This window comes from Streptomyces marianii (assembly GCF_005795905.1).
GTDB classification, from domain to species: domain Bacteria; phylum Actinomycetota; class Actinomycetes; order Streptomycetales; family Streptomycetaceae; genus Streptomyces; species Streptomyces marianii.
Genome location: NZ_VAWE01000001.1, coordinates 6597687 through 6613784 on the forward strand (window position 1 = coordinate 6597687; position 16098 = coordinate 6613784).

Here is a 16098-nt window from a genome sequence, read left to right on the forward strand (position 1 = left end):
GGCCTGGGGAGACCCCACCCCCTCGACCGGAGGGCCTGGGGAGACCCCACCCCCTCGGCCGGGAGGGCCAGGGGAGACACCATGCACCAGAGGCCCCCGCCCCCGCCCTGCGGGCGGACGGCGCTGCTTTCGACACACGCCCCGGACGTATTCGGTCAATGACCGTGGCCGACGGTTCGGCCCGGCCCCAGGACGGGGCCGTCGGAGCGGGCCGTCGGGGCCGTGGCGTGGGTGACGGGACGGGGCCGCCCGGCACCCGCACCGCTTTGTGCCCGGCCACGGGAATCCCCCGCGGCCGGGAATGTTGAACACATGAGGGGGAGGGAAGGATGCGAGCGTGCCCGAGACCAACCCGGAGACCCACGTCATCGACTTCCGCGCGGCCGAGCAACTGCTCGCCTCGCGGGACCCGCGCGGGGCGATCAAGCTCCTCGACTCGGTCATCGCCGCCCACCCGGAGAGCAGGGCGGCCCGTCTGCTGCGGGCACGCGCCTACTTCGCGTCCGCCCAACTGCGCGCGGCCGAGCGCGAGTTCCAGCACATAGTCGACCACGAACCCGACAACGCCTTCGCCCACTTCGCGCTGGCCCGCACCTTCCAGCGCGCCGGCCGCCCGGACCAGGCACAACGGCACTTCCGCCTCGCCGCCGCACTCGATCCCAAGCCCGAGTATCTGGAAGCCGCACGCTTCGACACCTGAGACCGAGGAGGCGGACACGGCGCACGGCGAGAACCCGGAGGGAGCGCCGACACCTGGGGCGGAGCACCGGGACCCGGGACGGCGCGCCGACACCTGGGGCGGAGCACGGCACCCGGGGCCGGAGCACCGGGATCTGCGACCGAGCTCCTGGACGCCGGGCGCCGCGCCGCCCGAGCCCGGAAGGCCCTCACCCGTTCGAGATCCCTCAGCCGAGACCTGCGTCACCCGTCCACAACCTTCCGGGACAGAACACCTAACGCCGCCGCCGGTTGTCCCCGTGGTCCGGCTCGTAGGGCGGGATGCCGCGACCGGGCTGGTAGTGCGGCCCCTGGTGCAGCCGGTGCACCACGATCATCAGGTCGGTCATGACGACCAGGGTCAGCACCGCGCAGGCGATCGCCCACCCCGGGCGTTCGGCGAGCGCGAAGAGCGCCGTCCCCGCGACCGCCCACAGCAGTCCCCAGACACCCAGCCAGAAGCGCATCCGCAGCGGACTGCGCGCCGTGGCCGGCTCGTTTCCTGTACGCATCGGCATCGCCTCTTCCCCTCCAGGATCCACCCGGACCGCGCGGGACGGGCCGGGCGGGCGCCGGATTCCTCCGGGGCCGCCCCCGCGGGGCCCCGGGAGAACGGCCGGGGACCGGTCACGGGCCGGCGATGAGTTCGCGGGGTGTTCCCGGTCTGAACTCCGTGCGGGCGCCACGAGGTGCCCGCACGGACCGCCTGCACGGCACACCCCGCAGAGGAGAACTCCATGTCCGCTCCCGCCCCGCGCACCCCCGCTCCCGTCGGTCCGGCCGGCGCGCCCGCCACGGACCACGGCTCCGGAACCGGCCGCCGGGCGCATCTGACGGCCCTGACGCTGCAGGTGCTGCTCGCCCTGTTCCTCGGCGGTGCCGGCGCCCTCCCCAAACTGATCGGGCACTCCTCGGCCGCGGAGTCCTTCGACAGGATCGGATTCGGGGACTGGTTCATGTACGCCGTGGGCGCGCTCGAACTGGCCGGCGCGGTGGCGCTGCTGATCCCCGTCCTCTCCGGGGCCGCGGCGCTGGCGCTGATCGGCCTGATGGCCGGGGCCTTCGTCACCCAGGTGACCGTCTTCGACGGGCAGTACGCCTTCACGCCCGTGCTGGTGGCGCTGCCGCTCGCGGTCGTCGCCCGAGTCCGCCGGCACCGCAACGCCGAACTCGTCGCGCTCCTCCTCCGGCGCCGGTGAGGCGGGCCCGCGCCCGGCGGCCCGGCGCCTGCTCAGTGGACCCAGCGGTAGCTGAGCCAGGGCTGGGTGCCGGGGGCGATGTTGTTGAACAGCGTCGTCGCGATGTACGTCGTGCCGCCGCCCGTGCAGTCCGGTGTCCGGTATGCGATGAGATCGATCAGCGTCGCGTTCTCGATACGCACCGCGCCGGCCGGCAGGAGCTTGTGGCAGCCGGTGACCACGGGATTGGACACCGTGACGACGCGGTCCTCACCGGCCTCGTAGTTCACGGTGCCCACGGCCGTCCGGCCCAGGCCGGAACAGCCCGCGAGGGCGGTGGTCAGAAGCACTGCCCCGGCGACGATGCCGGGGCGCCGGTGATCGGCCATGACTGGTCCCCGTCTGTGATTGCGGACTCCTGCTCAGACCCTGCCGGACGTCCTCGGGGGTCCGCACGCCGGATGCGCCCGCTCAGGGGACATCCCACCCCGCACGGCGCTCGACCACCGCACCGGACAGGAATACCGTTGAAGCACAGACCGAACCTCCCGGACGTGTGAGACTGCAGGGGGTGCCGTGATGGTTGAGGATCTCGTGGCGGTCGGTGTCACAGCGGGTGTCGCGTGCGCCGCCTACGTCATGGCCGCGGCCAAGGTCGTCAAACAGTACGAGCGGGGCGTGGTCTTCCGCCTGGGCCGCCTGCGCGACCGGGTCCGCGGCCCCGGATTCACCATGATCATCCCGATCGTGGACCGGCTGCACAAGGTCAACATGCAGATCGTGACGATGCCCGTACCCGCGCAGGAGGGCATCACCAGGGACAACGTCACGGTCAGGGTCGACGCCGTCGTCTACTTCAAGGTGGTCGACGCGCCCGACGCACTCGTGAAGGTCGAGGACTACCGCTTCGCCGTCTCCCAGATGGCACAGACGTCGCTGCGCTCGATCATCGGCAAGAGCGAACTGGACGACCTCCTCTCCAACCGCGAGAAACTCAACCAGGGCCTCGAACTCATGATCGACAGTCCGGCGCTCGGCTGGGGCGTGAGCGTCGACCGCGTCGAGATCAAGGACGTGTCGCTGCCGGAGACGATGAAGCGCTCCATGGCGCGCCAGGCGGAGGCCGACCGCGAGCGCCGGGCACGCGTCATCAACGCGGACGCGGAACTCCAGGCCTCGAAGAAACTGGCCGAAGCGGCCCACCAGATGTCCGAGACCCCGGCGGCACTGCAGCTGCGCCTGCTCCAGACCGTGATGGCGGTCGCCGCCGAGAAGAACTCCACCCTGGTCCTCCCCATCCCCGTCGAACTGCTGCGCTTCCTGGAACGCGGTCCCGGCCCCGACCGGGACGCCGAGCACCACCACGAGGCACACGCGGTGAAGCCCCCGCTGAACGCGCCGGCGACCAACTCGACGGCGCTGCCCGCCATGCCGGACCTCCCGCTACCGGTCGTCCCGGAGAGCCCGGCCGCCCTCAGCGACCAGGCACACGGCGGCCACGAGTCCCTGGACGACGGAAGGAGATGAGACGGAAGGAGACGGGACACCGCCGGCCCGGCGGCAGCGGGCCCACCCCGCGCACCCGCCCCGCGGACCCCGAACGGCACCCGGCCGCCCGCACGCCCGGGTCCGCTGTCAGACCCGCCCCGTAAGGTCGTTCACCCATGGCGCGGTCCACGTCGCGCCGCCCGTACGACCGAGCGGAACGGAGGCGACCGGGCATGCTGCACACCCTTGCCGCCGTCTTCCGTCCGGCGGCCCTGCCCCGCGACGGACGGGTCGCCTTCTGGAGCCCCGACGGGGAGCCGCTGCCCGACGGCGCCACCGCGGGAGACACCCCCGCCGTCCCCGGCGAGATCACCGTCGTCCGCAGACACGGCGCCGGGATCCGCCGCCGCACCGTCCCCGCACTGCTGCTGCCCGTCGCCGACGCCGTGCCGCTCCTCGCCGGCACCCGGCACGACACCGCCGCCCACCCCGCCACGGCCTGCTGGGGCGCCGCCGCCCTGCACGCCCTGCACCTCGTCGCCCGCGGCAGACTGCTTCCCGGCCTCACACCCACCGACCACGACGCCTGGCGCGCCGGGCCACTGGACGCCGACGACATCGCCCAGCTCCGGGCCATCGCCGCCGCCATGCCGCCCGAGGCGCACGCCACCCCCCTCCCCGGGCTGCGGCCACTCCGGCTGACCGAGCCCGAAGCCCTGGTCAGAGCATTCCTCGACGCGGTCGCGGACAGCCTGCCCCGCACCCCCGCCGCCGAGCACGCCGCCGGCGGGCCGTTCGCCGCCACGGCACCGCAGCATCTGCCGCACGCACGCGAGTGGGCGGCACAGGCCGCGGCCGGCATGGACGCCGGTGTCCGGATCTCCCTCCGCCTCGACCTGACCGCCTACGAACTCTTCGACACGTCCGAGGAGAGCCGGGACGGCCGGCAGGCCGCGGCAGCCCTCGTCCAGGTGCACAGCCTCGCCGACCCGACACTCGTCGTCGACGCCGCACGGCTGTGGGCGGGGGAGGGCGACGATCACTTCGGCCCCCGCGCCCGCGTCGACGCCGTGCTGGCCCTGCGCCGCGCAGCCCGCGTCTGGCCCCCACTCGGCCGGCTCCTGGAGCGCGACGTGCCCGACGTCCTGCCCGTCACCGAGGACGAGCTGTACGAGCTGCTGGGCCCGGCGGCCCCCCGACTCGCCGACGCCGGGATCGCCGTGCACTGGCCCAGGGAACTCGCCAGGACCCTCAGTGCCACCGCGGTCGTCCGCGCGACCGCACCCGGCTCCGCCACCGACGGCACGCCGTTCTTCGACAGCGGGCGGCTCCTGCGGTTCGACTGGCGGCTCGCGCTCGACGGCGACCCCCTCACCGAGCAGGAGATGGACACCCTCGCCGAATCCCACCGGCCCATCGTCCGGCTGCGCGACCAGTGGGTGGTCGTCGACCCCGACCTCGTACGCAAGGCCCGCAAACGGGAACTCGGCCTGATGGAACCGGTCGACGCCCTGGCCGCCGCCCTCACCGGCACCGCCGAGGTCGACGGCGAGAGGGTCGAGGCCGTCCCCGAGGGCGCGCTGGCCGCCCTGAGGGACCGGCTCACCCACGGGCCCGCCCCCCTGGCCCAGCCCACCGCCCTCGCCGCCACCCTGCGGGAGTACCAACTGCGCGGACTCGCCTGGCTCGATCTGATGACCTCACTGGGCCTCGGCGGCTGCCTCGCCGACGACATGGGCCTCGGCAAGACCGTCACCGTCATCGCGCTCCACCTCCACCGCGCCGAGCACCGGGCCCGCACGGCCCCCACACTCGTCGTCTGCCCCGCCTCCCTGCTCGGCAACTGGCAGCGGGAGATCACCCGCTTCGCACCCGGAGTGCCCGTCCGCCGCTTCCACGGCCAGCAACGCAGTCTCGACACCGGCCCCGGCGGCTTCGTCCTCACCACCTACGGCACGATGCGCGCCAGCGCCTCGGACATCGCCGCCCGGGACTGGGACATGGTCGTCGCCGACGAGGCCCAGCACGTCAAGAACCCCTTCTCCGCGACCGCCAAGGCCCTGCGCACCATTCCCGCCCCGGCCCGCGTCGCCCTCACCGGCACCCCCGTCGAGAACAACCTCTCCGAGCTGTGGTCCCTCCTCGACTGGACCACACCGGGACTGCTCGGGCCACTGAAGGCCTTCCGCGCCCGCCACGCCCGCGCCGTCGAGAACAACGAGCACAACGCCAACGAGGAGGCGGTCGAACGTCTCACCCGGCTCGTCCGCCCCTTCCTGCTGCGGCGGAAGAAGAGCGACCCCGGGATCGTGCCCGAACTCCCTCCGAAGACCGAGTCCGACCACCCCGTCCCCCTCACCCGGGAACAGGCGTCGCTCTACGAGGCGGTCGTCCGGGAGACCATGGCCCGGATCGAGACCGCCGAAGGCATCGCCCGCCGCGGCCTCGTCATGAAACTGCTCACTTCGCTCAAGCAGATCTGCAACCACCCGGCGCAGTTCCTGAAGGAGGACCGGCCCCGCCTCACGGCCCGGTCCGGAAAACTCGCACTGCTGGACGAACTGCTCGACACGATCCTGGCCGAGGACGGGTCCGTGCTGGTCTTCACCCAGTACGTGGCCATGGCCCGGCTCATCACGGACCATCTGGCCTCCCGGGCGATCCCGTCCCAGCTGCTGCACGGCGCCACCCCCGTACCGGAGCGGGAGCGAATGGTGGACCGCTTCCAGTCCGGCGAGATCCCCGTCTTCGTCCTCTCCCTCAAGGCGGCGGGCACCGGACTCAACCTCACCCGGGCCGGCCACGTCGTCCACTACGACCGCTGGTGGAACCCGGCGGTGGAGGACCAGGCCACCGACCGCGCCCACCGCATCGGACAGACCCAGCCCGTCCAGGTCCACCGGCTGATCACCGAAGGCACGGTCGAGGACCGCATCGCCGAACTCCTCCAGTCCAAGCGGGCGCTGGCGGACGCCGTCCTCGGCTCCGGCGAGGCCGCCCTGACCGAACTCACCGACCGCGAACTGGCCGACCTCGTCTCCCTCAGGAGGCCGTCATGACCCCGGCCCCGTCCCGCCGCACGCAGGCGCGCCCGCACCGCACCGGCGGGCCCGCCCGGGAGACCCCGCACCACCCGGACGACCGGCGGCGCACGTTCCCCGCCCTCGCCGCCCGGCCCGGGAAGGACGGCATCGCCGCCTCCTGGTGGGGCAACGCCTGGGTGGACGCCCTGGAGGAAACCGCCCTCGACCCGGCCCGTCTCACCCGCGGCCGGGCATACGCCGGACGCGGCCACGTCGACGCGATCACCGTGACCCCCGGACGAGTCGTCGCCTACGTCCATGGCTCCCGGCCGCGCCCCTACCGCGCCGAGATCCGGCTGCGCACCCTCGGCGACGACGACTGGGAGCGGCTGCTGGACACCGCGGCGGCCCGCCCGGACCACATCGCGGCCCTCCTCGACAAGGACGTCCCGCACGCCCTCGCGTCCGCCGCCGACCTGCTGCCCGCGCCCGGCGACCTCATCCCCGACTGCTCCTGCCCCGACGACGGATTCCCCTGCAAACACGCCGCGGCACTCTGCTACCAGACCGCCGGGATCCTCGACGAGGACCCCTTCGTGCTCTTCCTCATGCGCGGCCGCGGCGAGCAGGAGATCCTCGCCGAGCTCACCCGGCGCAACGCCGCCCGCTCGGCGGCCGAACACGGCGGCGCCCGGCGCCGCGCCGCCCCCACCGGACACCCCGCCGACGAAGGCGACGGCACCGCCCCGGCCCTCGCCACGGTGCGCGCCCGCGACGCCCTCGCGCCGCGCACCCGCCCCCCGCTCCCGCCCCCGCTGCCCGCACCACCGCGGCCCGGCCGCCCGCCCGTGTACCCCCAGGCCGCCGGTGCACCCGACCCCCTCGCCCTCGACCTCCTCGCCGGCGAGGCCGCGGCCCGCGCCCACACCACCCTGCGCACCGGCAGGGACCCGGTCGGCGGACTCAGCCTCTGGCAGGACGCGGTCCGGCTCGCCGCCGCCCACCCCGGATCGGGGCTCACCGCGTCCACCCGCGCGCTGTACACCGCGCTGGCCCGCGCCGACGGCCGCACCCCCACCGACCTGGCGCGCGCCGTGGCCGCCTGGCGCCAGGGCGGGCTCGCGGGACTCGCGGTCCTGGACGAGGAATGGGATCCGCCCGCCGGCCCCTTCGACCGGGCCCGCCCCGCCCTCGCCGCCGCGGACTTCCCGCACTTCCGTCCCCGGCGCAATCGCCTCTCCACCCCCTCGCTCCAACTTCGCCTCGGCCGCGACGGATTGTGGTACGGATACGAGTCGGACCCGGGCCGCGACGACTGGTGGCCCCGGGGCACACCGGACGAGGACCCGGTGGGCGCCCTCACGACCCTGCTGGGCCGTTGACCACCGGCCGCACCGGGCCCGGCCGCACCGGGCCCGGCCGCGCCGATCGGCCCACCGAGCGCCCACACCGGCGCCGAGTCCAGGACCGCGACGCCGGGAGCCGAACACATCGACGGTGCCGGACAGTTCTGCCCCACCCCACCCGAAGGGGTGAAACGCGTCGCGGCCATAACCCGGTCGGCTCCATGGCGTTATCTCCGGTGCGGGTGAGCACCCGTGTTCATCCACCGGAAGGCAGAAATCCATGAGGCACATTCGCCGAACAGGTCTGGTCGCAGCGATGGTCACCGGCGGCGCGCTGGCCGCCGCCGGGGCCGCCCACGCCGACTCGGGCGCGCAGGGGAGCGCGGCCGGATCACCGGGCCTGATCTCCGGCAACACGGTGCAGATCCCGGTCCATGTGCCGGTGAACGTGTGCGGCAACACCGTGAACGTGATCGGTCTGCTGAACCCGGCGGTCGGCAACAGCTGCGAGAACGCAGGAAACGACGGCGGAGACGACGGCGCGGCAGACGGTGGAGCGGTCGCCGGGACGACCGCGAACGACTCCCCCGGAGTCCTCTCCGGAAACGCGCTCCAGCTGCCCGTAGACGTCCCCGTGAACGTCACCGGCAACTCCGTGAACGTCGTCGGCATCGGCAACGCCGCGGTCGGCAACTCCTCCTCGAACTCCGCCAACCCGCCGGCCCCGCCCCGGCAGGTGACGCCGCCGAAGACGGTCACACCGTCGGAGGTCCGCCCCGCCACGCGCGACCTGGAGCCCCAGCAGGGCCCGGTCCACCTGGCCGAGACCGGCACACCGGCGTCTCTGGGCCTCACCCTCCCGGCAGGCGCCGCCCTGGTCGTGGGCGGAGCCGTGCTGTTCCGCCGGTCCCGCGCCAGGGCGTAGACACGCAGGCGCCCGCGTCGTACACGGGGCCTGTGCTGCTTCTGCCGCCCGGTCCGGAGCCGTCCGGGCCCGGCCCCGCGGCGCCACCCTTCCCCCCGGCCACGTTCCGCCCCTGCGGTACCCCGTGACCATCGCTCCGGACGTCACGCCGTCACGCCGGAGGCGTGCGCCAGGCCGTGAGCGCCGTGTCGACGGCCGCAGCGACCCGTCGGCGTGCCTCGCGGCGAGGGACACCACGCATCAGCAGCCCGTCGTACGGCGTGTCCCGGTGGCGTACCGAAGCCCGCACCGCCGCCGTGACCGCGCCCTCGTCCAGGGCGCGGCCGGCCGCGGTACGCCCCACCCGCCCGCTGCCCCGCACCGAGGTGTGCGCCGCCACGTCCAGCGCGCGGTCCAGCGGGCAGGACGGAAAGAGCCGCAGGATCTCCGCGGTGAGTCGGGCGGTGAATCGGACGTCCTCCGCCGCCCGCCGGGCCGCGTCCCGCTCCCGTCGGCGTGCCCGCGCCTCCGCGTCGGCCAGGCACGCCGCCTCCGCACGCGCCAGTGCCGCCTCCTCCACCAGCAGGCCCTGCCGTTCGTACCGGGTGCGCTGTCTGTTGTGCCGTACGACGACGGCCCACAGGGAACTCGCCTCGCGAGCCCGCCGGGTCAGCGCCGCGTCACCGCGCGCCAGGAAGACCAGATGGCCCAGGTCCGCGCAGTCGAGACAGCGCGGGGCGTTGAACTCCAGCACCAGCCGCTCCAGCGGACCCCGCCGGCATTCAGCGCAATGCCGCCGCTTCAGCGGCTCGACGACGACGAGCGGATCCACCGGTCCCTCGCCCCCTCCCCGCGGAACGCCTCACGAACGGGAAATGACGGCTGACAGAAGACGGTCGTCCAATAATCGTTCGGGAAAAGGACATTGGTCTTGCTAGATTCCCGCACGTGGCGAAACTCAATCAGATCATCGCAGTGGAGAAGGGCGTCAAGTCCAAGGCGCACCAGGACCTGACGACGGCTCACCACGGCCTCCAGAAGCCGGCCCTGCTCGCCGGAATCGCCCGCACCTACCAGCCCAAGGACGAGGAGGGCGAGCAGCTTCCGCCCGAGTCGACGCTGGTGCAGGTCAAGGCCGAGGACGTGCTGCGCGACACCGCGAGGACGCTGACCCGGTTGTTCGACGTGACCGCCACCAAGGACTGGGCGAACTGCGCGGCCCGCGCGGACGTCACCGTCGACGGGCGGGTCCTGGTCGCCGGCGTACCCGTCGCGTACCTCCTCTTCCTGGAGAAGCAGCTCACGGACATCAACACCTTCGTGCGCAGGCTCCCGGTGCTGGACGCGGCGGAGTCCTGGACCCAGGACCCGTCCACCGACTCCTGGAAGACCGAGCCGGTCAAGACGGTCCGTACGAAGAAGGTGCCCCGCAACCATGTGAAGGCGGAGGCGACCGAGAAGCACCCCGCGCAGGTCGAGGTGTACTACGAGGACATCCCGGTGGGGTACTGGACCACCGTGAAGTTCTCCGGTGCCCTGCCCGCCCGCCGGGTCAACGAGCTGCTGGACCGGGTGGAGAAGCTCCAGCAGGCGGTGAAGTTCGCCCGTGAGGAGGCGAACGGCGCGGAGGTCACCGACCAGCGGGTCGGCGACGCCGTGTTCGGCTACCTCTTCGGGTAGCCCAGGTACTCCCCGGCCACCACGCACCACGGCCGGGGTGCGCGAGGAGCGCAAAGCTGAAGCTGAAGCTGGTCGTGAACCGCGCGGCCGGCAGGAGACCGGCCGCGATGAATCTCAGACTCTCGCTCCAGACTCAGCATTCGCCGCTCATCGCCGGATCGACCGGGCCCGGGCCCTGGTGCGTCGAGATGCCGGTTCAAGTCCGGCCCGCGGAGCTCGGTCCGCGGTGGTCCAAAGGAAGGACGCGGCGCAATGACGACTGACCCGGGCCCTCAAGCGTGCCGGCGTGTGAATGTGAGCGGCATCAACAGGGCCCGGAGGCCGGCTACGCCTCCGGGCCCGCTCCCGTTCACCAGCGCCTTCCGCCCGTGCCGGGCGGCACGGTCCGGCTCGCCCGGCGCGCTGTGAGCCACCCCGGCTGTGTGGGCGCTCCGGCGCGCGCCGCGTCGCCCGGCTCACACGCCCCGGCGGCCGGCGGCCTCTCGCCTACTGGCGGTATCCGCTCAGGAAGCGCCCGATCCGGCTGATGGCGGCATCCAGGTCGTCCGCGTGCGGCAGGGTCAGGATGCGGAAGTGGTCCGGGCGCGGCCAGTTGAAGCCGGTGCCCTGCACCACCTGGATCTTCTCCCGTAGCAGCAGGTCCAGCACGAACCTCTCGTCGTCGTGGATGGGGTGCACCTCGGGGTCGATGCGGGGGAAGGCGTACAGCGCCCCCCTGGGCTTCACGCACGAGATGCCGGGGATCTCGTTCAGCCGTTCCCACGCACGGTCGCGCTGCTCGCGCAGCCGTCCGCCCGGCGCGGTGAGCTCGTGGATCGACTGGCGTCCGCCGAGCGCGGCCTGGATGGCGTACTGTGCGGGCGCGTTGGGGCACAGCCGCATCGACGCGAGCATCGTGAGCCCCTCCAGATAGCTGCGCGCGTGCTGCTTGGGGCCGGTGACGACCAGCCAGCCGGAGCGGAAGCCCGCCACCCGGTAGGTCTTGGACAGTCCGCTGAAGGTGAGGACGACCAGGTCCGGGGCGAGTGCGGCCGCGGTGTGGTGGACGGCGCCGTCGTAGACGATCTGGTCGTAGATCTCGTCGGCGAAGACCATCAGCTGATGGCGGCGCGCCAGGTCCAGGATGCCCTCGACGATCTCGCGCGGATACACCGCTCCGGTGGGGTTGTTGGGGTTGATGATCACGACGGCCCGGGTCCGGTCGGTGATCTTCGACGCCATGTCGTCCAGGTCCGGGTACCAGTCGGACCCCTCGTCGCAGAGGTAGTGCACGGGCTTCCCGCCGGAGAGGGTCGTGACGGCGGTCCACAGCGGGAAGTCGGGTGCGGGGACGAGCACTTCGTCGCCGTCCTCCAGCAGCGCCTGCACCGCCATGGACACGAGTTCCGAGACGCCGTTGCCGAGGAACACGTCGTCGACGGAGACGTCCGTGAGCCCGAGCGCCTGGTAGCGCTGGGCGACGGCGCGCCGGGCGGAGAGTATGCCGCGCGAGTCCGTGTAGCCGTGGGCCTTCGGCAGCATCCGGATCATGTCCTGGACGATCTCCTCCGGCGCCTCGAAGCCGAAGAGCGCGGGGTTGCCGGTGTTGAGCCGCAGCACACTGTGGCCGGCCTCCTCCAGCGCGTTGGCGTGCTCGATCACCGGGCCGCGGATCTCGTAGCAGACCTCGCTGAGCTTGCTCGACTGCCGGAACTCCATGCGGAGGCCTCCCCAGGACTGACGCGGACGGTGGTACCCGCTGTCACTTGGTTTTACCAAGTGACAGCTTGGAAAGTCCAACAACGGGTCTAGACTGCCCTGCATGCCCCGTCCTCCGCGCCGCCGAAGCTACGACCAGTACTGCGCCGTCGCCCGCGCCCTCGACTCCGTCGGCGACCGCTGGACACTGCTGATCGTGAGGGAACTGCTGGCGGGCCCCCGCCGGTACACCGATCTCCATGCCGATCTGCCCGGAGTCAGCACGGACGTCCTCGCCTCCCGGCTCAAGGACATGGAGCGCGACGGGCTGACGACCCGCCGCCGGCTGCCCGCCCCCGTCTCCGCGTACGTGTACGAACTGACCGAACGCGGAAGGTTGTTGCTCCCCCTGGTCGGAGCCCTGGCCGAATGGGGTGCGCCCGCACTCGACGGCCCCCGCCCGACGGACGCGGTACGGGCCCACTGGTTCGCCGTCCCGCTGCTGCGCCGGCTGGAGGTGGCGGGAATGACCGGCACCGTCGAAGTCCACCTCCCGGAGGGGGAGTTCCATCTGAGGCTCGCTCCGGACGGATCCGGGGAGTCCGGTTACGGGGACGGTCCGGCCCCCGCCGGGGTCCCGGCCACCCGGCTGGAGCTGGACGGCGGCACCTGCCTCGCCGTCAGCCGGGGCGACCTCGGCGTCGCGGAGGGCGTACGGGACGGACGCATCCGCGTCTCCGGCGGCGGGGCCGCGGCGGCCGCGCTCGCTGAAGGGCTCGACGGGGAGCCGCCGGGCACCGGCCGGGACACGGGCATACTCGTCGACGCGTCCTGCGGCCGGTCGCGGGGTGCCGCGGAGCAGGGCGACGGCCGGGAGCGATGACGGACGGGTGCGACTGGAACCGATCACCTGGGAGCGGCTGACCGAGGCCGTCGCCGACCGGATCGCCGAGAGGCGGGCCGAGGACGGCAGCCCGTGGCTGCGCGTCGCCGTCGACGGCGCCCCCGCCGCCGGCACGGCGGGTGCGGCCGAGGCCCTCGCCGAGGCTCTGCGGCTGCGCGGACGTGCGGTGCGGGTGGTGGGCACGGGCGGGTTCCTGCGGCCCGCCTCGCTGCGGTTCGAGCTCGGGCGCGAGGATCCCGACAGCTTCTACGACGGCTGGTTCGACGTCGGGGCGCTCTGGCGCGAGGTGTTCGGGCCGCTGGAGCCGGGCGGTTCGGGACGGGTGCTCCCGGACCTCCGGGACCCGCTCACCGACCGTGCGACACGCAGCCCCCGCGCCGAACTGCCGCCGGGCGGCGTGCTGGTGCTCCACGGCCCGCTGCTCCTCGGGCACTGGTTCCCCTTCGACCTGACCGTCCACCTGCGTCTCTCGCCCGGAGCCCTGCGCCGCCGCACCGACGCCGGCGAGCTGTGGACGCTGCCCGCCTTCGAGCGCTACGAGCACGACGTCTCGCCGTCGGTGTCCGCCGAGGTGGTGGTCCGTGCCGACGACCCGCGCCACCCCGCGTGGAACGCGCCGTGGGAAGGCCGCGACGAGAACGAACGGTGAGTGCGACTGGTGCACTCGCGGTGCGCGCTCCGGGTGACGGGCACGGCCGGCCCGGCGGCGCGCGGGCGGTCCGGGAGTCTCCGGCCGGCGCGGTGAGGTGTCCGGGGAGGTGCTCGGGGACGTGGACTACGGCCGCGTACCCGTGCTCCCCGGCGGCCGGCCCCCGCACACCGTGACCGCGTGGGCCCCGGCGCGGCACCCCGCCGACGCCGCGGCGACCGGGGACGCGCCTGAGAGCAGGGCGGCCAGGAAGGCGCCCGTGAAGGCGTCGCCCGCGCCCGTGGAGTCGACCGCAGTCGCCGGAACAGGGGCGACCCGGGCCGTCACCGCGCCCGACTCCGCGACGAGCGCGCCGCCCGCGCCGAGCGTGACGACGGCCAGCGGGACGCGGCGGCTCAGTTCGGCCGCGGCGTCGGCGGGATCGGAGAGGCCGGTGAGGAGCCTGGCCTCGTCCGCGTTGGGGAGCAGCACCGCGGCGCCCGCCGCCGTCGCGAGGAAGCGGTCCACGCCCAGAGTGGCGATGAACCCGGCGGAGGCCGGGTCGACGCTCACCGGAACGCCCCGTTCGAGCGCGTCCGCGAGAGCCAGTCGGGCCAGCTCCCGGCTGGGTTCGGAGAAGAAGAGGTACCCGGAGAGGTGGAGTCCGGCCACTCCGTCCAGCAGCCCCGCCGACCAGTCGGCGGGGCACAGCCGCAGCGCCGCTCCACTGTCGGTGAGGAAGGTCCGCTCGGCCTTCGCGTCGACCAGCGCGACGATCGTGGCCGTCGGTGCCTCCTCGTCGGGGATCAGCGTCGGGCGGACTCCGGAGTCCCGCAGCAGTGTGCCGTGCCACTCCGCGCCTCCTGCGCCGACCCGCCCGAGCAGCCGTACGTCCGCGCAGCCCGAGTAGGCCGCCCAGCAGGCGGCGTTGGCGCCGGCACCGCCCGGCAGCGTCCGTATCTCCGCCGCGGTGTCTGTCCCGTACGTGAGCGGCTCGGTGTGGCGGGCCACCACGTCCGTGGCCACGTCTCCGACGACCAGCAGCGCTCCTCCGGCCGCACCGGGCCACGCCGTCTCCTCTCGGCCCGCTGCCGCTTTCACAGCGCGGCCGCGATCCGTGCCGCCAGCCGTACGTTGCCGCGTACCGCCGCCAGATTTGCCTCCAGCGAGGCGCCGCCCGTCCGCTTCATCAGGAAGTCCAGCAGGAACGGCGTGACCGCCTGGCCGCCGATGCCCCGCTCCCGGCATTCGTCGAGCGCCTCCGCGAGCACACGGTCGTGCAGCGCCGGGTCCAGCTGCTCGTCCTCCGGCACCGGCCGCGCCACGATCAGTGCCGTGTCCGGCCCGCCGAGCGCTTCCTGTGCGCGCATCACGTCCGCCACCTCCTCCGGGGTACGGACCGTCCAGTCGACCGGCAGGCCGGAGGAGGACAGATAGAACCCGGGGAAGTGCCCGGTGCCGTAGCCGATCACGCCGACCCCGAGGGTCTCCAGGCGCTGCAGCGTCGCCGGGACGTCGAGGATCGACTTGACCCCGGCGCAGACGACCGTGATCCCGGTCCTGGCGAGCAGCCGCAGGTCCGCCGACTCGTCCTGGGTGACCGACCACTCCCGGTGCACCCCGCCGAGCCCGCCGGTCGCGAAGACCCGGATCCCGGCGCGTGCCGCGAGGAACGCCGTGGCGGACACGGTCGTCGCCCCGCTGGCCCCGGCGGCGAGGGCGGGGGCCAGATCGCGGTGCCCGAACTTGCGCACCCCCCTGTCCGTGGCGATGCGCTCCAACTCGTCCTTGCCCAGGCCGACATGGGCCCTGCCGTCCAGTACGGCGATCGTTGCCGGCACCGCGCCGGCGCCTCTGACCAGTGTCTCCAGCTCCTCGGCGACGGCCAGATTGCGCGGCCGCGGCAGTCCGTGGGCGATGATCGTGGATTCCAGGGCGACGACGGGCCGGCGCGCGTCGAGCGCCTCCCGTACTTCTTCGGACAGCATCAGTGTGGTCTCGGGCATGTCCACATCCCTGGCACGGCAGCGGTGTGCCCAAACGTTTCGGCAGTCGCGCCGTCACGGCCCGGCCGACATGGTGCGCGTGCTCGTGCCTCGCCCCGTCCGGCGTGCCCGTTCCGTTCCTCGCCGCCGCCCCACCGGGACCCTCCGGCTCGGCAGCCGTCCGCCGCCGGACCACCAGCCTCGGCCCACCCCTCCCGGACCACCGGCCCCGCCCCTTCCCGGCCACCACCGGTGCCGCGGTCACTGGTCCCGAGGGTCCGCGACCACTGGTGCCGCGGTCACCGCTGCCGACGCCCGCGCACCGCGCCCGGGCACGGGGCTCGTGCACCGCCTGGGGCAGTGGCCCGTCCACCGCCTGGAACGGCGGCTCGTGCACTGTCTGGGTCGGCGGCTCGTGCACTGCCTGGAACGGCGGCCCGTGCACCGCCCCGAACGGCGGCTCGTGCACTGCCCGGGCACGGGGCTCGTGCACTGTCTGGGTCGGCGGCCCGCACACCGCCCCGAACAGCGGCCCGTGCACCGCCCCGAACGGCGACTCGTGCACCGC

14 protein-coding genes and 1 pseudogene are annotated in these 16098 nt (G+C 73.7%); 9 read left to right on the top strand and 6 right to left on the bottom strand.

Annotated elements, in window-relative coordinates; all coding sequences use genetic code 11:
- Nucleotides 1-337 precede the first annotated feature (337 nt).
- On the top strand, nt 338-700 hold the full coding sequence (locus FEF34_RS29885) for a tetratricopeptide repeat protein (RefSeq protein WP_138055932.1): 363 nt from the start codon (nt 338-340) through the stop codon (nt 698-700).
- A gap of 253 nt (nt 701-953) precedes the next feature.
- On the opposite strand, the gene FEF34_RS29890 is transcribed toward FEF34_RS29885, so the two are convergent.
- Nucleotides 954-1229 (bottom strand): DUF6343 family protein, encoded by a 276-nt coding sequence (locus tag FEF34_RS29890; RefSeq protein ID WP_138057807.1) that lies wholly within the window; start codon nt 1227-1229, stop codon nt 954-956.
- Nucleotides 1230-1454: 225 nt separating this feature from the next.
- Between FEF34_RS29890 and FEF34_RS29895 the strand changes: the two genes are divergently transcribed.
- Nucleotides 1455-1916 (top strand): DoxX family protein, encoded by a 462-nt coding sequence (locus tag FEF34_RS29895; protein ID WP_138055933.1) that lies wholly within the window; start codon nt 1455-1457, stop codon nt 1914-1916.
- Between the two features lie 32 nt (nt 1917-1948).
- Here the strand turns inward: FEF34_RS29895 and FEF34_RS29900 are convergent, their stop codons facing one another.
- Nucleotides 1949-2284, bottom strand: a complete 336-nt coding sequence (locus FEF34_RS29900; protein WP_138055934.1) for a hypothetical protein — start codon at nt 2282-2284, stop codon at nt 1949-1951.
- A gap of 190 nt (nt 2285-2474) precedes the next feature.
- Between FEF34_RS29900 and FEF34_RS29905 the strand changes: the two genes are divergently transcribed.
- From FEF34_RS29905 to FEF34_RS43995, 4 genes are all read left to right on the top strand, one after another.
- A complete protein-coding gene (locus FEF34_RS29905) occupies nt 2475-3422 on the top strand; it encodes a slipin family protein (RefSeq protein WP_138055935.1) in 948 nt (315 codons plus the stop codon).
- Between the two features lie 194 nt (nt 3423-3616).
- Complete coding sequence (locus FEF34_RS29910) at nt 3617-6442, top strand: DEAD/DEAH box helicase (protein ID WP_138055936.1); 2826 nt, start codon at nt 3617-3619, stop codon at nt 6440-6442.
- The gene (locus tag FEF34_RS29915; protein WP_138055937.1) at nt 6439-7788 is read left to right on the top strand and encodes an SWIM zinc finger family protein; all 1350 of its coding nucleotides are present in this window, start codon (nt 6439-6441) and stop codon (nt 7786-7788) included. The genes FEF34_RS29910 and FEF34_RS29915 overlap by 4 nt, the downstream gene beginning before the upstream one ends.
- Before the next feature lie 244 nt (nt 7789-8032).
- A complete protein-coding gene (locus FEF34_RS43995; protein ID WP_234042613.1) occupies nt 8033-8677 on the top strand; it encodes a chaplin in 645 nt (214 codons plus the stop codon).
- Between the two features lie 151 nt (nt 8678-8828).
- Here FEF34_RS43995 and FEF34_RS29925 read toward each other — a convergent pair whose 3' ends face one another.
- Nucleotides 8829-9488: a DUF2293 domain-containing protein gene (locus FEF34_RS29925; RefSeq protein WP_138055938.1), complete on the bottom strand. Its 660-nt coding sequence runs from the start codon at nt 9486-9488 to the stop codon at nt 8829-8831.
- 116 nt (nt 9489-9604) lie between these two features.
- Here FEF34_RS29925 and FEF34_RS29930 point away from each other — a divergent pair, with 116 nt between their 5' ends.
- Nucleotides 9605-10336 carry a DUF7873 family protein gene (locus FEF34_RS29930; RefSeq protein ID WP_138055939.1) on the top strand — a complete coding sequence of 244 codons (732 nt, stop codon included), beginning with the start codon at nt 9605-9607 and terminating at the stop codon, nt 10334-10336.
- A gap of 486 nt (nt 10337-10822) precedes the next feature.
- Here the strand turns inward: FEF34_RS29930 and FEF34_RS29935 are convergent, their stop codons facing one another.
- Nucleotides 10823-12034 (bottom strand): pyridoxal phosphate-dependent aminotransferase, encoded by a 1212-nt coding sequence (locus tag FEF34_RS29935; protein ID WP_138055940.1) that lies wholly within the window; start codon nt 12032-12034, stop codon nt 10823-10825.
- Between the two features lie 103 nt (nt 12035-12137).
- Here FEF34_RS29935 and FEF34_RS29940 point away from each other — a divergent pair.
- Both FEF34_RS29940 and FEF34_RS29945 read left to right on the top strand, forming a co-directional pair.
- Nucleotides 12138-12788 (top strand): annotated as a pseudogene (locus FEF34_RS29940) (winged helix-turn-helix transcriptional regulator); the annotation flags it as partial.
- Nucleotides 12789-12903: 115 nt separating this feature from the next.
- Nucleotides 12904-13566, top strand: coding sequence for a nucleoside/nucleotide kinase family protein (locus FEF34_RS29945; protein ID WP_138055942.1), 663 nt, complete (start codon nt 12904-12906; stop codon nt 13564-13566).
- A gap of 126 nt (nt 13567-13692) precedes the next feature.
- Here the strand turns inward: FEF34_RS29945 and FEF34_RS29950 are convergent, their stop codons facing one another.
- On the bottom strand, nt 13693-14646 hold the full coding sequence (locus FEF34_RS29950) for a carbohydrate kinase family protein (protein ID WP_138055943.1): 954 nt from the start codon (nt 14644-14646) through the stop codon (nt 13693-13695).
- Nucleotides 14643-15551 carry a pseudouridine-5'-phosphate glycosidase gene (locus tag FEF34_RS29955; RefSeq protein ID WP_138055944.1) on the bottom strand — a complete coding sequence of 303 codons (909 nt, stop codon included), beginning with the start codon at nt 15549-15551 and terminating at the stop codon, nt 14643-14645. Before FEF34_RS29955 ends, FEF34_RS29950 begins: the two co-directional genes overlap by 4 nt.
- Between the last annotated feature and the right edge of the window lie 547 nt (nt 15552-16098).

Bases quoted from the DNA above. Each gene is read 5' to 3' on its own strand.
- FEF34_RS29890 (WP_138057807.1), bottom strand. From the start codon at position 1,229: ATGCGTACAGGAAACGAGCCGGCCACGGCGCGCAGTCCGCTGCGGATG.
- FEF34_RS29895 (WP_138055933.1), top strand. From the start codon at position 1,455: ATGTCCGCTCCCGCCCCGCGCACCCCCGCTCCCGTCGGTCCGGCCGGC.
- FEF34_RS29900 (WP_138055934.1), bottom strand. From the start codon at position 2,284: ATGGCCGATCACCGGCGCCCCGGCATCGTCGCCGGGGCAGTGCTTCTG.
- FEF34_RS29905 (WP_138055935.1), top strand. From the start codon at position 2,475: ATGGTTGAGGATCTCGTGGCGGTCGGTGTCACAGCGGGTGTCGCGTGC.
- FEF34_RS29910 (WP_138055936.1), top strand. From the start codon at position 3,617: ATGCTGCACACCCTTGCCGCCGTCTTCCGTCCGGCGGCCCTGCCCCGC.
- FEF34_RS29915 (WP_138055937.1), top strand. From the start codon at position 6,439: ATGACCCCGGCCCCGTCCCGCCGCACGCAGGCGCGCCCGCACCGCACC.
- FEF34_RS43995 (WP_234042613.1), top strand. From the start codon at position 8,033: ATGAGGCACATTCGCCGAACAGGTCTGGTCGCAGCGATGGTCACCGGC.
- FEF34_RS29935 (WP_138055940.1), bottom strand. From the start codon at position 12,034: ATGGAGTTCCGGCAGTCGAGCAAGCTCAGCGAGGTCTGCTACGAGATC.
- FEF34_RS29955 (WP_138055944.1), bottom strand. From the start codon at position 15,551: ATGCCCGAGACCACACTGATGCTGTCCGAAGAAGTACGGGAGGCGCTC.